The sequence below is a fragment of the Natronoarchaeum philippinense genome, assembly GCF_900215575.1.
Lineage (GTDB): Archaea > Halobacteriota > Halobacteria > Halobacteriales > Natronoarchaeaceae > Natronoarchaeum > Natronoarchaeum philippinense.
This window is the reverse complement of the sequence record NZ_OBEJ01000002.1, coordinates 63,797-79,094: the sequence shown is the minus strand read 5'-3', so window position 1 is coordinate 79,094 and position 15,298 is coordinate 63,797. Positions and strand designations below refer to the sequence as shown.

Below are 15,298 nucleotides of genomic sequence, written 5' to 3'. Positions count from 1 at the left end.
CGGGGAGCGAGTTCGCGTCGAAAGAGAGCAACGGTGACTGTCGTCAGGCGAACTCGATGTCCTCGCGGTCGACGACCTCTCCGAACAGCCAGTCGGCGTGCTCCAAGGCGTACTCCTTGTGCTCGTCCTCGATGGCGCCGATGGCGTCCTCGACCAGCAGGGGGCGATAGTCCCGCAGGCCGGCGCTCCCGCCGGTGTGGAGCACGCAGACGTTCGCCAGCGTGCCACAGAGTACGAGGTCGTCGATGCCGCGCGCGCTGAGCCAGCCGTCGAGTTGGGTTTGGTGGAAGGCGTCGTAGGTGTGTTTCTCGACGATCAGATCCTCCTCGCGCACGTCGAGGCCGTCGACGAACTCGGTTTCCCACGTCCCCTCGACGACGTGCTCGCCCCAGCGCTCGAACTCGTCGTAGTAGTGGTTCCCCTCGAACTGCTCGGGTGGGTGTACGTCGCGCGTGTAGACGACGCGTGCGCCGGCTTCCCGCGCTCGGTCGACCAGTTCCGCGATCGGCTCGATCGCGGTCTCGCTACCGGGGGCGTAGAGGCTGCCGTCGGGGTGGGCGAACCCGTTTTGCATGTCGACGACGACGACCGCAGTGCGCTCGGGATCGAGTTTCATACCCGACGGTAGCGCACGGCACGGCAAAAGTTTCGCGGGGGAGTTTCGGCATCCAGCCGCGGGAAACTACGGCGGGGGGCCACGACGCATGCGCCCGTGGAGTTTATAGTACAGTAGGCAAAAACGGGTGAGTATGTCCGACATACTCGCCGAGAACCTCTCGGGGAAGGCCGTCATGGGAAGCGACGGCACCGAACTCGGAATGCTGTACAACATCACGATGGATCTCAAGAGCGGCGAACTCGACGAGGTCCTGATCGAACCGGACGAGGAAAGCGTCCAGCGAAACGTGAACCTCGACACCGACAAAGCGGGGCGCTACCGAGTTCCCGTTGAGGCCGTGCAGGCGGTCAAAGACTACATCGTCGTCAGCCGCTAAATGTACGTTCTCGACTCCTCCGCTTTTATCAACGAGTATCACACCGACGAGGACATCGCAACCATCCCCATGGTCCGCGAGGAGCTCGAAGACGAGAGCGCCTACCGGTACGACGCCATGGAAGGGTCCGGGATGCACATCCACATCCCCGGCGAGGAAACCGTCGAGACGGTCGAGCGCGCCGCTCGCGAGAGCGGGGATTTCGACGAGCTCTCGACGACTGACATCAGGCTCGTCGCCGCGACGTTCGAGCTAGACGGCACGCTCGTCACCGACGACTACGCCATGCAAAACGTCGCCGACAAGCTCAACGTCACCGTCGAGGTGATCGCCCGCGATGGGATCGACGAGCAGCGCGACTGGCGATTCCAGTGTCAGGGCTGTGGCCGCGAGTTCGACGAGAACCGCGACCGCTGTCCGATCTGTGGCAGTTCGCTGTCCCGCAAAAACCCCTCGAACGCCTAATCGTCCGAGTCCGCGAGCGCCTGTCGGAGCAGCTGCCGGATGACCTCCTGTTCGGTCAGCTCGTACTCCCGGGCGATCGCGTCGACCCGGTCCCCGATGTCGTCGTCGCAGACGACGCAGTACTGCCGTGCCATGACAGGAACGTACACACCATCGGGGCAAAAAGCTCAGTCAGACGGCCGTCAGACTTCGAACAGCTCGCTGGGCGGGCACGGCGTCTCGACGCCGCGGTGAATGCGACTCTTTTTGTGTGACTGTCACGTCATCCCACCCATGCGCCCGCTTGTTGCCGTCGGCGCGGCGTTCCTGTTCGTCCTCTCGGGCGTCGTTGCTCCGGTTACTGCCGCACCCGCAGCGACGCCGGTGTCGAGCGAGGTCACCCCCGGTGCGACACCGATGCCCGATGGGACCGTCGCCGCCCCGGCGTCGCCCGCCCTCCAGCAGTCCAGTCCGATCGGGAACTGTGCCGTCCAACCGCCCGGAAACCACACTGACCCGGCCGAGGACGTACTTGGCTGGTCGGAAGGCTACTGGTACAACGAGTCGGTCGCGGTCGATGACTCCGACGGCCTCAACGAGACGGAACTCGACGCGCTGGTATCGCGCACGCAAGCGCGCGTCGAGGCCATCCGCTGTCTGGAGTTCGAGACGGATGTCGGCGTCGAGATCAGGACCCGCGCCGAGTTCCGGAACGCGTCGGTCTTTGGTAACGTCACTGAGAATCTGCGCCAGTTCGAGAACGTGACCTACGAGGCCCTGATGCTCGTCGGCGCCGACGAGGACGCCGTCGAGGTCCAGCGGGAGAACCTCGGCGCCGGCGTCGGCGGCTACTACGAGCCCACGACCGACAACCTCGTCGTCGTCTCGGACGACCCCGACGCCGTCCAGTTCTCCGAGCCCGTCCTCGCCCACGAACTCGTCCACGCTCTCCAAGACCAGCAGTTCGATCTCACGCGGTTCAACGCCACCACCATCGACGGCGCCAACGCCGAAAACGGTCTGATCGAAGGCGACGCGAGCTACGTCGAGTCGATCTACCGGCAGGCCTGCGGGGGCGTCTGGTCGGGGACCTGCCGTACTGAAGAAAGCGAAGGCCCCTCCGGCGGCGATCTGGCGAACCTCCCGCTGTACCTGCTTTCCTACCAGCCCTACAGCGACGGTCCCGCGTTCGTGGCTCACCTCCAACAGACCACTGGGAACTGGAGCGCGGTCGATCGGGCCTACGAGCGCGTGCCCGACACGAGCCAGGAGGTGCTGTACCCCGAGCGATACCCCGACGAGCGAACTGCGAACCTGACCGCGCCCAACGAAAGCACCGACGCGTGGGAGCGCATCGACATCGCCGGCCGGTCTGACTACGGCGTCGCCGGCGAGCCCGCGCTGTTTACCATGTTCGCCGCGCCGACGTTCCAGTCGCAGGGCGAGGCGCCGTTTATCGGCCGCGGGGAGTTCTTCGAGGGCGGCGCCGGATCGCTCGATCCCTACGACTACTCGGCGCCGCCGTCGGCCGGCTGGAACGGCGATCGGCTCACGCCCTACCGGAACGCCGACAACGAGACGGGCTACGTCTGGCAGATCGCTTGGGAATCGCCGAGTGAGGCCGAGGAGTTCGCCAGCGACTACGGCGACCTGTTGCGATACTACGACGCCGAGGCGGTCGACGGACTGGCCGACACGTACGAACTCGACGGCCGGTTCGAGGACGCCTACTCCGTCCAGCTCGACGGGAGCGTCGTCCGGATCGTCCACGCGCCGACGGTCGATCAGCTGCGCCAACTCGATCCCGACGCGGCGCCAGAAGGCGATTCCGACGTGACCGCGGCCGACGAACAGGATCCGATCCCCGGCTTCGACGCCGCGGCGGCAACGGCGGCGCTCGTCGGTGTTGCCCTGATCGCTGCGCGACGCCGAAGTTCGGATCGCTAAGCGGTTGGATATCCACTTCGGTACCGGCGTCACAGCACGATCGGGACGCCGCGGCGGCGAACGGATAGTTTTTCCCCGGCCTCGCGCAACGCTGGGGTATGAGCGGCCCATTCGATACGGTGTCCGACGAGGCGATCAGGGAGGGGACCGCGACCGACGCGTACTTCCAGCGGACCGAGCGCACGCTCGAGTACGCCGGCGAGAACCCCCGCGTCGTCGCCGAGGTGACGGTCGATCAGTTCCCGACCGGCGAGTTCGACGTTCTCGCGGGGGTCAAAGACGTCGCGCACCTGCTCGAGGGCCGCGCCGTGGATGTCGACGCGATCCCCGAAGGCCGGCTGTTCGACGGCGGCCCGGTAATGCGTATCGAGGGACCGTATCTGGAGTTCGCGCGCCTCGAAACCTCGCTGCTTGGCTTTCTCTCGCAGGCGAGCGCGTTCGCAACGCGGGCGCTGTCGGCGCGACGCGCTGCCCCCGACTCACAGGTACTCTCGTTCGGCGCTCGGCACGTCCACCCCGCGATCACGCCGCTGGTCGAACGCGCCGGTCTCCTCGCGGGCATGGACGGGATCTCTCACGTCGCTGCAGGCGAGGTGCTGGGCCGAGAGGCCGGCGGGACGATGCCCCACGCGCTCATGCTGGTCTTCGGAAAAGGCGAGCAGGAAGCCGCGTGGCGAGCATTCGACGACGCCGTCGACGCCGACGTGCCCCGCGTCGCGCTCTGTGACACGTTCACCGACGAGGTCGACGAGACGCTCCGGGCCGCCGCGGAGCTGGGCGACGACCTCGACAGCGTCCGCATCGACACGACGGGCTCGCGCCGCGGCGACTTTCGCCACATCGTCCGCGAGGTGCGCTGGGAGCTAGACGCCATCGGACGCGAGGACGTCGACATCTTCGTCAGCGGCGGCATCACGCCCGACGCCATGATCGAGTTGCGCGATGTCGTCGACGGCTTCGGCGTCGGGAGCTACGTGACAAACGCCGATCCGCTGGACTTCGCGCTCGATATCGTCTCGATCGAGGGCGAGTCAATCTCCAAGCGCGGGAAGCTCTCGGGCGTCAAAGACGTGTATCGGACGCCCGACGGCGGACACCACGTCGGGTTGGCCGACCGTGAGGCTCCAGAGGGTGCGGAAAAACTGTTCGAGCCGCTGGTACGCGATGGAGAGATCGTCCGAGAATTTGGTCTCGACGCCGCGGCGGCGCGGCTCCGAGCGGACGTAGAGGCCGTCGAGTTCGAGTAACGTCGAGTCCTAGTCGAGCTTCAACTGCTCGACGCTGCCTTCCGGCTCGCGCTCGCGGAACGTCTGGCCCTCGAACAGCGTGACCATGACATCCTCGCGCTGCCACGCCTGCGGCGGCAGTCCCGCCTTGCGGCAGGTTCGGCCCAGATACTCCTCGGCGGACCAGTTGTTCTCGACGGGCACCGTCGGGTAGAGCCAGCCCGTCTCGTTGCCGGCATCGACGACGACGCCGTGGCGGCCAAGTTCGATGTCTTCGATCGGATCGTCCGTCAGAAGGAGGTTCGTCACCGCACAGACCGAGACCGTGATGTTCGACAGCTCGGCCGGTCGTACCTCCGAACCACAGGAATCATCGCTTGCCGCCCGGATCGCGGCGTCGACGATGACGTGGCCGAGTTGGTCGCCGCCCTGATGGTTGCCCGCACAGCCGCGCAGGCTGCCGCGGCCTCGTGTGGACTGGAGGCGTACATAGGCGCCTGTGCGCTCGTAGAACGCCTCCCGCATGCTACCTGGTTGTTCTCGGGACCCGTTCTGAACGTACGATTCGACGGCCTCACGGGCAAGCTCGACAGCCCGTGCGCCATCCTCGTAAGAGAGGGTGACGCTCTGTACCTCGGACATATACACGAACACGTGGTTCATCACCTTCAACCCTTTCCTTGAGTTTGTGTCTCCCTACCACGGTCGTAGGCATCGATTTACGAGGGATCTCGGGCACCGAAGCGGTCGAAGCTATTGAGACCGTAGCAAAACTATGTATCCGGTGCTGAAACGGATAGTCGGTGACTGGAGCTGCTGTACGGCGAGCCTCCACAAGTGAGATGGCTCTGTGAGACCTGTCACCGGAGAGAAGACTCGGCGTCCGTACGCGTCGGGTCGCTACCTCGATGTAAGATCGTCGTAGGCGACCGTCCCGACGATCACCGTGCCGAGGAAAATCAGGGTCACGCCGAACAGTCCCCAGTATGAATTTGTTCCAAGCAGCACCTCACCAACGAGCGTCAGTTGTACGCCAGCAATCGCAGTAATGTAGTCGTCCATTGGCGGTAGATATTCATTTTCATTGACGCAAAATGTTTCTCGATTCTTTCCGGAGGTTGCTTGCGGCTATCGATCCAGTCCCACGACAGCCGACACACGGGGGAATCGCCCACCGCGACGCCGCGTTGATCCGTCACCTACTTGCCGGACTGGTCCTAAGCCGCCGCCAATGGAGTTTCTGGAGCACCGGCGGACGCTCGTCGAGGATCGGCTCGAAGCCGTGATCGAGGGCGTCGAGCCGTCGGAGCTTGCCGACGAGGTCGGTCACGTCGCGCTGTCGGGGGGCAAGCGCGTCCGGCCGATCGTGACGATGCTGGCCTGCGAGGCGGCGGGCGGCGACGCCGAGGACGCGGTCGATTTCGGCGTCGGCATCGAACTGGTACACAACGCGTCGCTGGTCGTCGACGACGTGATCGACCAATCGGAGGTGCGCCGCGGCGTCGACAGCGCGTGGACCGCCTTCGGCTACGGCCCGGCGATCATCGCCAGCGACGGCCTGCTCGGCGAGGCGTTCGAGCTGTTTTCCTCGGAGCCACGGGCCATGCAGGCCGCGACCGAAGCGATGATCGAACTCGGCGAAGGCGAGGCGACCGAACTGGTTGCGATCCCCTCGAACGAGGACGAGTACATGCAGCTGGCGCGCCGGAAGACGGGCGCATTGTTCCGCGCGGCCGCCGAACTCGGCGCCATCGCCGCCGATGCCGACCCCTTCGCGGTCGAGGCCTTCGGCGAGTACGCAGAGCGCGTCGGCGTCGCCTTCCAGATCCGCGACGACGTGCTAGACGCCACCGCTGACGCCGACGAACTGGGCAAACCGACCGGCCAAGACGCCGAAATGGGTCGGCCCTCGGTCGTGCAGGTGACCCAGCTCACCACCGAGGAAGCCAACGCCAAGGCCCGCGAGGAAGCCGACCGGGCGCTCGCGGCGCTCGAACGGACCGACGCCGCAGACACCGAGGCCGGCGAGTACCTGCGGGATCTCGCCGAGTTCGTGGTCGTTCGTGAACGGTGAGCGTAGCGAACCGTGAACGCAGTACGCGAGCGGTGAGCGTAGCGAGCCGCGAGCGCAGTTCGTGAGCTACCGAAACGCCGCCATAGCCAGTTTGAGCTCGGTCCAGCCACCGGTGACGAACGCCCGCGGGAAGTTGCGACGAGCGTTCGCCAGCGCGTGATCGAGTGCAGTCCCAGCATTCTCGAAGACGCCAGCACCGTGGCCGAACAGCACGCGCTGGGGGTCGACGCCGTCGAGCAGGTCGCGGGGCGGAGCGAGTCGCAGTAGCAAATAGAGGGCGATTCGCTCGTCGCCGACGCGCGTTCCCTTCTCGGCGGCCATCGCGTCGGGCGCGTACAGCGTGCCGTCCGCCGGTCGGTGGAGAAACGCCTCGCTCCAGCCCGGAAACGGCGCGTGGCCGAGCGCCTCGAACCCCGAGTTTCCGAGAGAACCCTCGAAGCGTTCGATCTCGGTGTCGATACGGTTGGGAGCGCGATCGAGCACGCTGGGGACGTGGACGGGGACGCCGTACCGGGCGGCAAAGGCGTCGGCGTCGCGTGCGTGGTAGTCCGAGAGCGTCGCCACGCCCGCGACCGCGCCCAGATCGTCGATCAGGTCGTCGACGCCCGGCGCGTCGATCGGGTCCAGCAGCCAGACGCCGTCCTCGCCGCGGAGCGCGTGGCTCGCTCGGCGACCATCCTCGTCGGGGTGTGCGACCCAGCCGACGCCGTCGGTCCAGCGGTCGATCACCTCGACGTCGTCGGGCTCGTCGCGGTCGTAGATCGTCATCGTCGGACGGTACTGGGATCCAGAGAAAATGTTTTCGATCCGACTAAATCAAGACGCCACTTCGGCGTCCCGCGGGAACCGCGACTCGGCGATGGCGAAGGTGAGCGTGCTGGCGATGCCAAGCAGCGTCCCGCCGGTCAGCGCGGCCGCGAGATAGGACATATCGGCGACGCCGAGCACGTACGCGCCGACGGCGTGCAGCACGACCGCGATCGAGAGCACGTAGAAGGGGGCGTTGAGATAGCGCCAGCGCAGGCGATCCGCGAGGTACTCGTCGGTGATCTGGCCGAGGCTGGTCGTCAGCCCGGCGGCTGCGAACCACTGGATGGCGCCGTAGACCAGCGCCGCGGCAACCTCGACGGCGCCCAGCGTGGCCGGCCGCGCGGACTCGACGGATTCTAACTGTTCGACGCCGCTGACGCCGCCGATCACCAGCAGGACGCTTGCGACGAGGTACGTGATCAACGTCGCGCGCCCGGCGTAGAGTCCGCGGCGGGCCTGCTCGGCCCAGCGGTCGATCGACTCGCTCAGTCCCAAGCCGCGGGAGAGCAGATACAGCCCCAGCAGCGCCGAGGTCGTCCCGAGAACGAGCCCCGGCAGCTCGAAGTAGCTCGCCAGCACCGACAGCGGGTACATCATCAACAGGATGCCGATCGGCACCAGCAACGTCCCGCGGGTCTCGGGGTCGTTGAGCACCTGCTTGATCGTGTAGTACATCGACTCGAGATCCTGGGCCTGCCGGACGACGACGCGCCGGACGCCGTCGACAGTCACGCGCGATCGGATCACCGGGATCACGCTCTCGTCTTGGGCGCCGTCGGTGACGACCAGCGCCCTGACCTCCTCGCTGGTCGAGAGGCTCGCCAAGACGGTGTCGACCTCCTCGCCGACCTCGCGGTTGGCCGCAACGTCGCTGCCGTCGGTGCCGGTGACTGCGGCGACTTCGACGGTTTCGTCGTCGATCTGGTCGGCGATATGCAGCCCCTTGAACAGCACGTTCACGTCGCTGTCTTCGGGATCGGCGGTCGCCAGCGCGACGGCGGCTTCCCGCACCGGCTCCTCGCCGATCACGGGCGATCCGACCGGGGTCTTCCGACCCAAGTCGTCGTCGAGGTCGACACACAGCACCAGCAGCATCGGACGGGGCTACGCGGCCGTTCGGTTTACCTTTTTCCCGAGCGCCACGCACGAGCCCGGATCGGGGCCGGCGTTTTTCTACTGGGTTCTCGTACTCTCACTCATGGAGGCGCTCCGCTGGACGAAGCTTCCCGACGACGACATCGACGAGTTCCTCGGCGACGGGGGGACCGGCGTCATCTCCTTTGCGACGGGAGACGACGATCCGCCGTTTACCGTGCCGGTGTCGTACGGCTACTACGACGACGAACGCCGGTTTTACTTCCGGCTCTCGGCACCCGACGAAGGCACCAAGGCCGAGTTTCTGGACCAGCCGGTCGCCTTCGTCGTCCACGACCGGGTCGACGGTCGCTGGCATAGCGTCGTCGCAACCGGCCGCCTCGACGACCTCGGAGATGCGCCGTACGATTCGACGCGCGTCCAAGGACTGTGGGCGGTCGAGATTCCCAACGTCGAGATATTCGATCGGCCGCGGTCGGACGTGTCGTTTCGGGATTTCATGCTCGATCCCGAGATACTATCGGGACGGCGGGAGTTTCAAGAACAGTAAGCCGAACCTGCCCCGACGTTTTTGCCGGTCGGACAGAAATCTCACCAGAGATGGTCGACATCGGCGATCACTACCGACCGACCGAGGACGACGCCGACGCTGGGATCTATCGAGTCGTCGGCGTGCCGGACGACGTGACGCTGCTGCGGGTCGCCGACGCGGACGGGCGGCGAGTCCATACGGGAGCGATCCGGCACGTTCAGCGGGCGACGCTCGACGCCGATTTCGAGTCGGCGAGCGATCCCGACGCCGGACTGTCTCCGGTTGCGTGGCTTCGAAATCTGCTGTCGGGGATGTACTGGAGCGTCCGTCGGTTTCTGTAGCCCGACGTTACTAGCGCGCTCGGACGGACGCGGCTAACTCTCGATTTCTAGGCCCGCGTTACCCCGTCGACAGTCCAAACGATCACACGACGGCGTCGACACCGCGCTGGGGCTGCTGGCTCACCTGTTCCGAACGACACGGTCCCCGATGGCGATTCGACCCGGTAACACAACAATACGAAGTGAAACCAATCGAATCGAAGCCACGGTACACCGTCGGTAACCAACCGGACGCCATCCTATAGAATAGCTACAGAATGTGCAGGTAGCTCATTCCAAAGAGGGTTTTCGGTCACGCTCAGGTTGCAATGTCCGATGATGGCACCAGCGGCGATCACAGCATCGCCCGACGGTCGTATCTCGGCGGCGCGGGCGCCGCACTCGGCGGGCTCGCCGCCGGCGTCGGTGCGGTGAGCGCCGGCGACGACGAGAACAGTGAGAAAGACAAGCACAAAAAGAAAAAAGTGATCGACAAGTGCGGGACGACGATCACCGAACCCGGCTACTACGTCCTCAAAGACGATCTCGCGCACAAGCTCAAGCACGGACGGGCCTGTATCGAGATCAAAGCGAACGACGTGACCCTCGACGGGAAGGGGAACACGATCTACAACCGGAGCATCCTCGGCTCGCAGCTGCCCGTCCAGAACGTCCAGCGCCCCGACTGCGACCCCTACACGCTGGGGACCTCGGGCGTCGTGGTGCGCCCGCCCAAGAAGGGTAAGGCCAAGAAAAAGAAGAAAGAGAAAGGTCACGGCCCGTCGAACGTCACGGTCAAGAACCTCTCCGTGGTCGGCTTTTGGACCGGCATCGCGCTCTATCGGAGCACGGGTAACGTCGTCAAGAACACGAAGGCGAAGTTCAACCTCGTCGGCTACTACGTGTTCAAAGCCCACAAAAACACCCTCAAGAAAAACATCGCGGCGAAGAACGTCTACGGCTACTACCTGCTCGACGCGGCCCACAACACGTTCAAAAAGAACGTCGGCGTGTACAACGGCCTCGGCGTCTTCCTCGATCGTCACGCCACGGGATCGGACAAAAACACCTTCGTTCGGAATCGCGTGTACAGGAGCTTCGAGGACGGCTTCGCCGTCAGTGGCTCCGAGGCGAACGCGTTCGAGGACAACCTCGCCAAAGAAAACGGTAACAACGGCTTCGTTCTCGAGGATGCACCGGGGAACGAGTTCACCGAAAACCGAGCGAAAAAGAACGACGACGACGGGTTCGATCTGAACGACTCGAACGAAAACACGCTCAAGGACAACCGAGCGAAGAAAAACGGCGACGACGGGTTCGACTTGGATAGCGCGGACGAGAACACGCTCGTCGGGAACATCGCCGTCAAGAACGGTTGGGACGAAGAAGACGGCGACGGGTTCGACATCGAAGAGTCGGACGAGAACCACCTCAAAGAGAACGTCGCCAAGTACAACCGAGACGACGGGTTCGAGCTGGACAACTCGCACGCGAACACCTTGAAAAACAACACTGCGAAGAAAAACGGCGAGGACGGCTTCGACTTCATCGACTCGGACGAGAACCTGATCAAGGGGAACCTCGCCAAGAAAAACGACGACGAAGGGTTCGACTTCGACTACGCTCACGCAAACGTCGTCTCGAAAAACACCGCCAAAAACAACGACGAGACCGGCTTCCGGCTGTTCGAGTCCTGCTTCAACAAGGGCGCCGGCAACAGCGCCAAGGGCAACGACGAAACAGTCCAGATCATCGGCGGCAAGGGCAACCGGATCGAGATCAACGGGACCGTCTACACCAACAACAACGCACCCGGAAACGGCCCCGAGAACGCGACGCCGACCGCCGACGAACAGCCCCTCGCCGACGATGTCGAGGCACTGGCCGACGAAGAGTACGAAGCGCAGATTCGGGCGATCCTCGACAGCGAGAACCGGTTCCAAGCGCCCGCGGACGGTACCGAGAGCGCTGACGGCGAGCAAGACGACTAAGATCGCTGAGCCACGGTCCGGAAGCGCCCGCGAGGACTCGTTGCGGTGCTGGCTCTGCGGGCGCGGACGACACCGTCTGCGGCCGGACGCCAGACGCCGTCATCGTCGGGCGTCCGACGGCCTCGGTCCGGACGTGTAACTTCTCCTCACTGCTCGTCATCGAACGACAGCGGCGCCTCGAACGACGAACTCCGACGGCCGAACGGAACTGCTCTCCGCAGCATCGTCGAGAGGTTGATTCGGCCTTTGGACGTCCACGTGTCGATCGTTTTGCGCAGGCGGACGTACCGCTTGAGATCGGCCGGCGTGACCCGATCGCACGCGGTGACAAAGCGGAGCATCCATTCGAGATGCGACTGGAAAACCGGATCAGCCGGATCGTCCGGTTCGTAATACCACGCCAGTTCGAGGTTCTTCCCGAGGCCGTCCCACGTGAGATTGGCAGAGCCCATGACGAGTGCGGGGTCGGGCCCGTCGCGCAGGTACAGCTTCGGGTGGACGAAGCCGTCGCGGTACGTGAGCAGCCGGATTCGGTCGTCGAAATCGAGGTTCCAGAGTGCGGTCGCTACCAGACGGGAGAACTGATCCGCCCCCGTCGAAACGACGATGACGACGCGGTTGTCGGGCGACCGTGCGAGAAATTCCAGAATTTTGTCCCGGATGGCGAGATAGCCCGACCACGTGAGATACCCAGTGGCGAGGTACACGGTCCCGTCTGCGTCGAACAGCCGGCGGACAGCCTCCACGACCAGCCGTTCGGTGAATCGGTTGTCGAACACCGCCTGCTCGACCATGTTGTATCGTACGTCGCCGGCGGTGGTAAATCACCACGCCCGACAGCGAGCCAGAATCGAGAGGCTAGATCGGAAATCAACCCACAGAGGATTGCTCTGTGTCGTCTTCGCCGTCCAGCAGCCCGTCGTCGAACGCCTCGGCGGCGATCGGAGCGTCGGCCCCGTCGGCGTCGTGCTGGTACAGTTCGATGTCGCCGTCCTCGATCACGAGATACGTGTTGTGAACTGGCGCCGTGGACTTCCACGAGCCGGGGTTTGCCGCGACGTTGTCAGGGTGGACGTACGGGCTGTGGGTGTGCCCGTAGATCAGTTTGTCCTCGGGAATTCGCTCCAGATAGGTGTGGGCTCGCCGCTCGCGTCGGGGGTACGTCGGATCGGCGGGTTCGGCACCGCCATCGGACGCTGTGACGTGGTCCGGCTCGTCGCCGCCCCCGATGGTTTCGTACACCGATTCGAGCCGGCGCTTCTGGGCTTGCAGGATCGATCGCCCTTTGGCGACGATCGGATCCTTCGCGCCCCGAGTGGGATCGATATCGCCGCGGTCGCCCGGGCCGGAGAGACTGTTCGAGAGGGCGTCGAACTGGAGTCGGTCGAACGCCTTGCCGTGGCGGAACCGAATGCTGGCGTCGCCGCTATCGAGGACGACCTCGTCTCGAAACGCCACGTCGTACAGCGACGTATCGAGGTTTCGGAGGTGCGTATCGTGGTTCCCGAAGACGAAGTAGACCGGCAGTTCGTCGGCGAGACGCCGAAGGCGGGTTATCGTCTCGCTCGTCTCCCAAGCGGATCCGAACGGGTCGCGGCGAATCATGTCCCACACGTCGCCGAGCAAGACCACGGCGTCAGTTTTGTCTCGGTTTCTGTACTGCTATTCGAGGAAGTCGGTGAACGCGGCCACGTCTGCGTGGTCGGCGCCGAGGTGAGCGTCGCCGGCGACGACGATTCGTTCGGGCATCCTCAGCGATCACCCGCCCGCTGCTCGCGGGTACGTGTTCGCCGTTTCGGTGTCGTTCGTCCACGTTCGTCCGCTTCCGTTCGACTGTCGGACCGCCTGTCAGGTCCGTGCTGATCGTCGCTCATCCAGAATATCAGTATCGAGAATTAGGGCCTGCCGCTCATATACTTTTCAGGGGCTCAGCGTCTAGCACGGTTTCGAGTCATCTCCCGCGTCGGCGCTTTGGAGTCCCGTGGCGCTCCGGTACTATGTGCGATGCCGACGTACGATCGCATACGCCGACGCCAGCAGGCGTCGTGGTCCCCTCCGCAGGTGGTCTCCGGTGCCAACAGATCCCCTCAAAGAGCGCATCAGCCGACGACTGTCCTCGGTGCTCCCGGTGCTGGAGTGGCTTCCACGCTACGACGCGTCGTGGCTTCGGCTGGACGTTATCGCGGGGATCACCGTTGCTGCGTCGGTTATTCCGGAGGGGCTGGCGTACGCGTCGCTGGCGAACCTGCCGCCGGAGACCGGTCTGTACGCCGGACTGATGGCAGTCGTCGCGTACCTGTTGTTCGGCACTTCTCGACAACTCATCGTCGGACCGACCTCGGCGCTGGCGATTTTGCTCGCAAGCAGCGTCGGCGCGGTCGCCAGTGGCGCCACCGCCTCGTACGCGTCGCTCGTCATCGTGACGACACTGCTCGTTGGCGTCATCGCAGTCATCGCGTGGGCGTTTCGGCTTGGATTTCTCGTCCACTTCATCTCGGACTCCGTGCTCACGGGGTTTTCCGCCGGCGCGGCGCTGTACATCATGTCGACGCAACTCGGGAAGTTGTTCGGTATCGAGGGCGGGGCGGGGCCGTTCTACGAGCGACTGTGGTACGTCGGAACTCGTCTCGGTGAGGCGAACCCCGAAACGCTGGCCGTCGGCGTCGCCGGCATCGCGTTGCTCGTCCTCGGAGAACGGTACCTGCCGCGGTTCCCCAACGCGCTCGTCGTCGTGGTGCTCTCGATCGTGCTCGTGTCCGTGACGAATCTGCAGGCCCGCGGCGTCGCCGTCGTCGGCTCGATTCCGAGCGGGCTCCCCGCGCTGACTGTCCCGGCGATTCCCAACGTCTCGACGCTCGGATCGCTGGTCCCCGTCGCCGCCGCGCTGTTCCTGCTCTCGTACGTCGAAGGGATCGGCGTCGTCGAGACGTTCGCTCGACGCCACGGCGACGACCCCGACGCGAATCAGGAGCTGCTGGCCGACGGCGTCGCCAACCTCGCCGCCGGCGTCGGTGGCGGGTTCGTCGTCGGCGGCAGTATGTCCCGGTCGGCGCTCAACGACGCCGTCGGCGGCAAGACCCAGCTCACGAACGCCGTCGTCGCGCTCGTGCTCGTCGCCGTTTTGCTCTTTCTCACCGGCGTGTTTACGTCGCTCCCGGAGACGATTCTCGCAGCAGTCGTCATCGTCGCCGTCACGGGCCTGATCGACGTGCCCGCGCTCCGCGAGCTCTACCACGTGAGCAAGAGCGAGTTCGCAGTTGCGATGGCTGCCCTGCTCGGCGTCCTCACGGTCGGGATGCTCTGGGGCGTCTTCGTCGGCGTGGGACTCTCGTTGCTCGTCGTGATCGCCCGGGTCAGCAGTCCGACGACGCACGAACTCGGCCGGATCGACGGAACGGACCACTTCGTCGCTCTCGACCTGTATCCCGCGGCGACGACCAGCCCGGACGTGTTCGTCTACCGCGTCGAGGCCGAACTGTTCTACGCGAACGCGGAGACGGTTCGGACCGACCTCCTCGATCGGCTTGGGAGTCGTGACGCCGAGGTCGAACTGGTCGTCTTCGATCTCACCTCGTCGCCGTCGGTCGACTTCGGCGCCGCACAGATGCTCGAAACACTCCAGCAGAATCTCGACGCCCGCGGGACTGACCTCCGGTTTGCGGGTGCGGACGCCGAAGTCGTCCAGCTGTTCGAGACAACCGGGCTTGCGGCGCGAGTGGGCGGCGTCAGTTCCGAGGAATCGGTCGACGGCGTCATTGATCGCTGGCGAGCGGAGCGATCGTCCTAGCTGACTCGGGGCCTACTTGTTCCGGGGAGGTGTCGATATGATACTGCGGTCGGCATCTTTAGATGGCTCAGGGATGT

At 65.0% G+C, this 15,298-nt stretch carries 16 protein-coding genes and 1 pseudogene; 9 read left to right on the top strand and 8 right to left on the bottom strand.

Features of this window, described 5'->3' with window-relative positions; translation table 11 throughout:
• Positions 1–43: 43 nt before the first annotated feature.
• Positions 44–616, bottom strand: coding sequence for a cysteine hydrolase family protein (locus tag CRO01_RS07090; protein WP_097008449.1), 573 nt, complete (start codon positions 614–616; stop codon positions 44–46).
• 133 nt (positions 617–749) lie between these two features.
• Between CRO01_RS07090 and CRO01_RS07085 the strand changes: the two genes are divergently transcribed.
• Complete coding sequence (locus CRO01_RS07085; RefSeq protein ID WP_097008448.1) at positions 750–995, top strand: PRC-barrel domain-containing protein; 246 nt, start codon at positions 750–752, stop codon at positions 993–995.
• Positions 996–1,460 (top strand): NOB1 family endonuclease, encoded by a 465-nt coding sequence (locus tag CRO01_RS07080; protein WP_097008447.1) that lies wholly within the window; start codon positions 996–998, stop codon positions 1,458–1,460.
• Here the strand turns inward: CRO01_RS07080 and CRO01_RS07075 are convergent.
• Positions 1,457–1,594, bottom strand: coding sequence for a CopG family transcriptional regulator (locus CRO01_RS07075; protein ID WP_097008446.1), 138 nt, complete (start codon positions 1,592–1,594; stop codon positions 1,457–1,459). The two genes, CRO01_RS07080 and CRO01_RS07075, sit on opposite strands and share 4 nt — an antisense overlap.
• Positions 1,595–1,733: 139 nt before the next feature.
• On the opposite strand from CRO01_RS07075, the gene CRO01_RS07070 reads away from it, so the two are divergent.
• Complete coding sequence (locus tag CRO01_RS07070) at positions 1,734–3,386, top strand: Hvo_1808 family surface protein (protein ID WP_097008445.1); 1,653 nt, start codon at positions 1,734–1,736, stop codon at positions 3,384–3,386.
• Between the two features lie 98 nt (positions 3,387–3,484).
• Entirely contained in the window at positions 3,485–4,633 is a 1,149-nt protein-coding gene (locus tag CRO01_RS07065; RefSeq protein WP_097008444.1) for a nicotinate phosphoribosyltransferase, read from the top strand.
• Between the two features lie 9 nt (positions 4,634–4,642).
• Here the strand turns inward: CRO01_RS07065 and CRO01_RS07060 are convergent, their stop codons facing one another.
• Both CRO01_RS07060 and CRO01_RS16580 read right to left on the bottom strand, forming a co-directional pair.
• Complete coding sequence (locus CRO01_RS07060; protein WP_097009147.1) at positions 4,643–5,254, bottom strand: TIGR00296 family protein; 612 nt, start codon at positions 5,252–5,254, stop codon at positions 4,643–4,645.
• A gap of 258 nt (positions 5,255–5,512) precedes the next feature.
• A complete protein-coding gene (locus CRO01_RS16580) occupies positions 5,513–5,674 on the bottom strand; it encodes a hypothetical protein (RefSeq protein WP_179747423.1) in 162 nt (53 codons plus the stop codon).
• A gap of 169 nt (positions 5,675–5,843) precedes the next feature.
• Here CRO01_RS16580 and CRO01_RS07055 point away from each other — a divergent pair, with 169 nt between their 5' ends.
• The gene (locus CRO01_RS07055) at positions 5,844–6,686 is read left to right on the top strand and encodes a polyprenyl synthetase family protein (RefSeq protein WP_097008443.1); all 843 of its coding nucleotides are present in this window, start codon (positions 5,844–5,846) and stop codon (positions 6,684–6,686) included.
• Positions 6,687–6,752: 66 nt separating this feature from the next.
• Here the strand turns inward: CRO01_RS07055 and CRO01_RS07050 are convergent, their stop codons facing one another.
• Positions 6,753–7,454, bottom strand: a complete 702-nt coding sequence (locus CRO01_RS07050; protein WP_097008442.1) for a hypothetical protein — start codon at positions 7,452–7,454, stop codon at positions 6,753–6,755.
• A gap of 48 nt (positions 7,455–7,502) precedes the next feature.
• On the bottom strand, positions 7,503–8,591 hold the full coding sequence (locus CRO01_RS07045; RefSeq protein WP_097008441.1) for a DUF373 family protein: 1,089 nt from the start codon (positions 8,589–8,591) through the stop codon (positions 7,503–7,505).
• A gap of 103 nt (positions 8,592–8,694) precedes the next feature.
• On the opposite strand from CRO01_RS07045, the gene CRO01_RS07040 reads away from it, so the two are divergent.
• The 3 genes from CRO01_RS07040 (at position 8,695) to CRO01_RS07030 (ending at position 11,434) form a co-directional block, all read left to right on the top strand.
• Positions 8,695–9,141 carry a pyridoxamine 5'-phosphate oxidase family protein gene (locus CRO01_RS07040; protein WP_097008440.1) on the top strand — a complete coding sequence of 149 codons (447 nt, stop codon included), beginning with the start codon at positions 8,695–8,697 and terminating at the stop codon, positions 9,139–9,141.
• 50 nt (positions 9,142–9,191) lie between these two features.
• A complete protein-coding gene (locus tag CRO01_RS07035; RefSeq protein ID WP_097008439.1) occupies positions 9,192–9,464 on the top strand; it encodes a hypothetical protein in 273 nt (90 codons plus the stop codon).
• Between the two features lie 308 nt (positions 9,465–9,772).
• A complete protein-coding gene (locus CRO01_RS07030; protein ID WP_097008438.1) occupies positions 9,773–11,434 on the top strand; it encodes a NosD domain-containing protein in 1,662 nt (553 codons plus the stop codon).
• Positions 11,435–11,580: 146 nt separating this feature from the next.
• On the opposite strand, the gene CRO01_RS07025 is transcribed toward CRO01_RS07030, so the two are convergent.
• On the bottom strand, positions 11,581–12,228 hold the full coding sequence (locus tag CRO01_RS07025; protein ID WP_097008437.1) for a phospholipase D family protein: 648 nt from the start codon (positions 12,226–12,228) through the stop codon (positions 11,581–11,583).
• A 76-nt stretch (positions 12,229–12,304) separates the two neighbouring features.
• Positions 12,305–13,072 (bottom strand): annotated as a pseudogene (locus tag CRO01_RS07020) (metallophosphoesterase); the annotation flags it as partial.
• A gap of 433 nt (positions 13,073–13,505) precedes the next feature.
• Between CRO01_RS07020 and CRO01_RS07015 the strand changes: the two are divergent.
• The gene (locus CRO01_RS07015) at positions 13,506–15,221 is read left to right on the top strand and encodes a SulP family inorganic anion transporter (RefSeq protein WP_218839159.1); all 1,716 of its coding nucleotides are present in this window, start codon (positions 13,506–13,508) and stop codon (positions 15,219–15,221) included.
• Positions 15,222–15,298 lie beyond the last annotated feature (77 nt).

Excerpts from the sequence above, each read along its gene's own strand:
- CRO01_RS07090 (WP_097008449.1), bottom strand. The coding sequence starts at position 616 with ATGAAACTCGATCCCGAGCGCACTGCGGTCGTCGTCGTCGACATGCAA.
- CRO01_RS07085 (WP_097008448.1), top strand. The coding sequence starts at position 750 with ATGTCCGACATACTCGCCGAGAACCTCTCGGGGAAGGCCGTCATGGGA.
- CRO01_RS07080 (WP_097008447.1), top strand. The coding sequence starts at position 996 with ATGTACGTTCTCGACTCCTCCGCTTTTATCAACGAGTATCACACCGAC.
- CRO01_RS07075 (WP_097008446.1), bottom strand. The coding sequence starts at position 1,594 with ATGGCACGGCAGTACTGCGTCGTCTGCGACGACGACATCGGGGACCGG.
- CRO01_RS07070 (WP_097008445.1), top strand. The coding sequence starts at position 1,734 with ATGCGCCCGCTTGTTGCCGTCGGCGCGGCGTTCCTGTTCGTCCTCTCG.
- CRO01_RS07065 (WP_097008444.1), top strand. The coding sequence starts at position 3,485 with ATGAGCGGCCCATTCGATACGGTGTCCGACGAGGCGATCAGGGAGGGG.
- CRO01_RS07060 (WP_097009147.1), bottom strand. The coding sequence starts at position 5,254 with ATGTCCGAGGTACAGAGCGTCACCCTCTCTTACGAGGATGGCGCACGG.
- CRO01_RS16580 (WP_179747423.1), bottom strand. The coding sequence starts at position 5,674 with ATGGACGACTACATTACTGCGATTGCTGGCGTACAACTGACGCTCGTT.
- CRO01_RS07055 (WP_097008443.1), top strand. The coding sequence starts at position 5,844 with ATGGAGTTTCTGGAGCACCGGCGGACGCTCGTCGAGGATCGGCTCGAA.
- CRO01_RS07050 (WP_097008442.1), bottom strand. The coding sequence starts at position 7,454 with ATGACGATCTACGACCGCGACGAGCCCGACGACGTCGAGGTGATCGAC.
- CRO01_RS07045 (WP_097008441.1), bottom strand. The coding sequence starts at position 8,591 with ATGCTGCTGGTGCTGTGTGTCGACCTCGACGACGACTTGGGTCGGAAG.
- CRO01_RS07040 (WP_097008440.1), top strand. The coding sequence starts at position 8,695 with ATGGAGGCGCTCCGCTGGACGAAGCTTCCCGACGACGACATCGACGAG.
- CRO01_RS07035 (WP_097008439.1), top strand. The coding sequence starts at position 9,192 with ATGGTCGACATCGGCGATCACTACCGACCGACCGAGGACGACGCCGAC.
- CRO01_RS07030 (WP_097008438.1), top strand. The coding sequence starts at position 9,773 with ATGTCCGATGATGGCACCAGCGGCGATCACAGCATCGCCCGACGGTCG.
- CRO01_RS07025 (WP_097008437.1), bottom strand. The coding sequence starts at position 12,228 with ATGGTCGAGCAGGCGGTGTTCGACAACCGATTCACCGAACGGCTGGTC.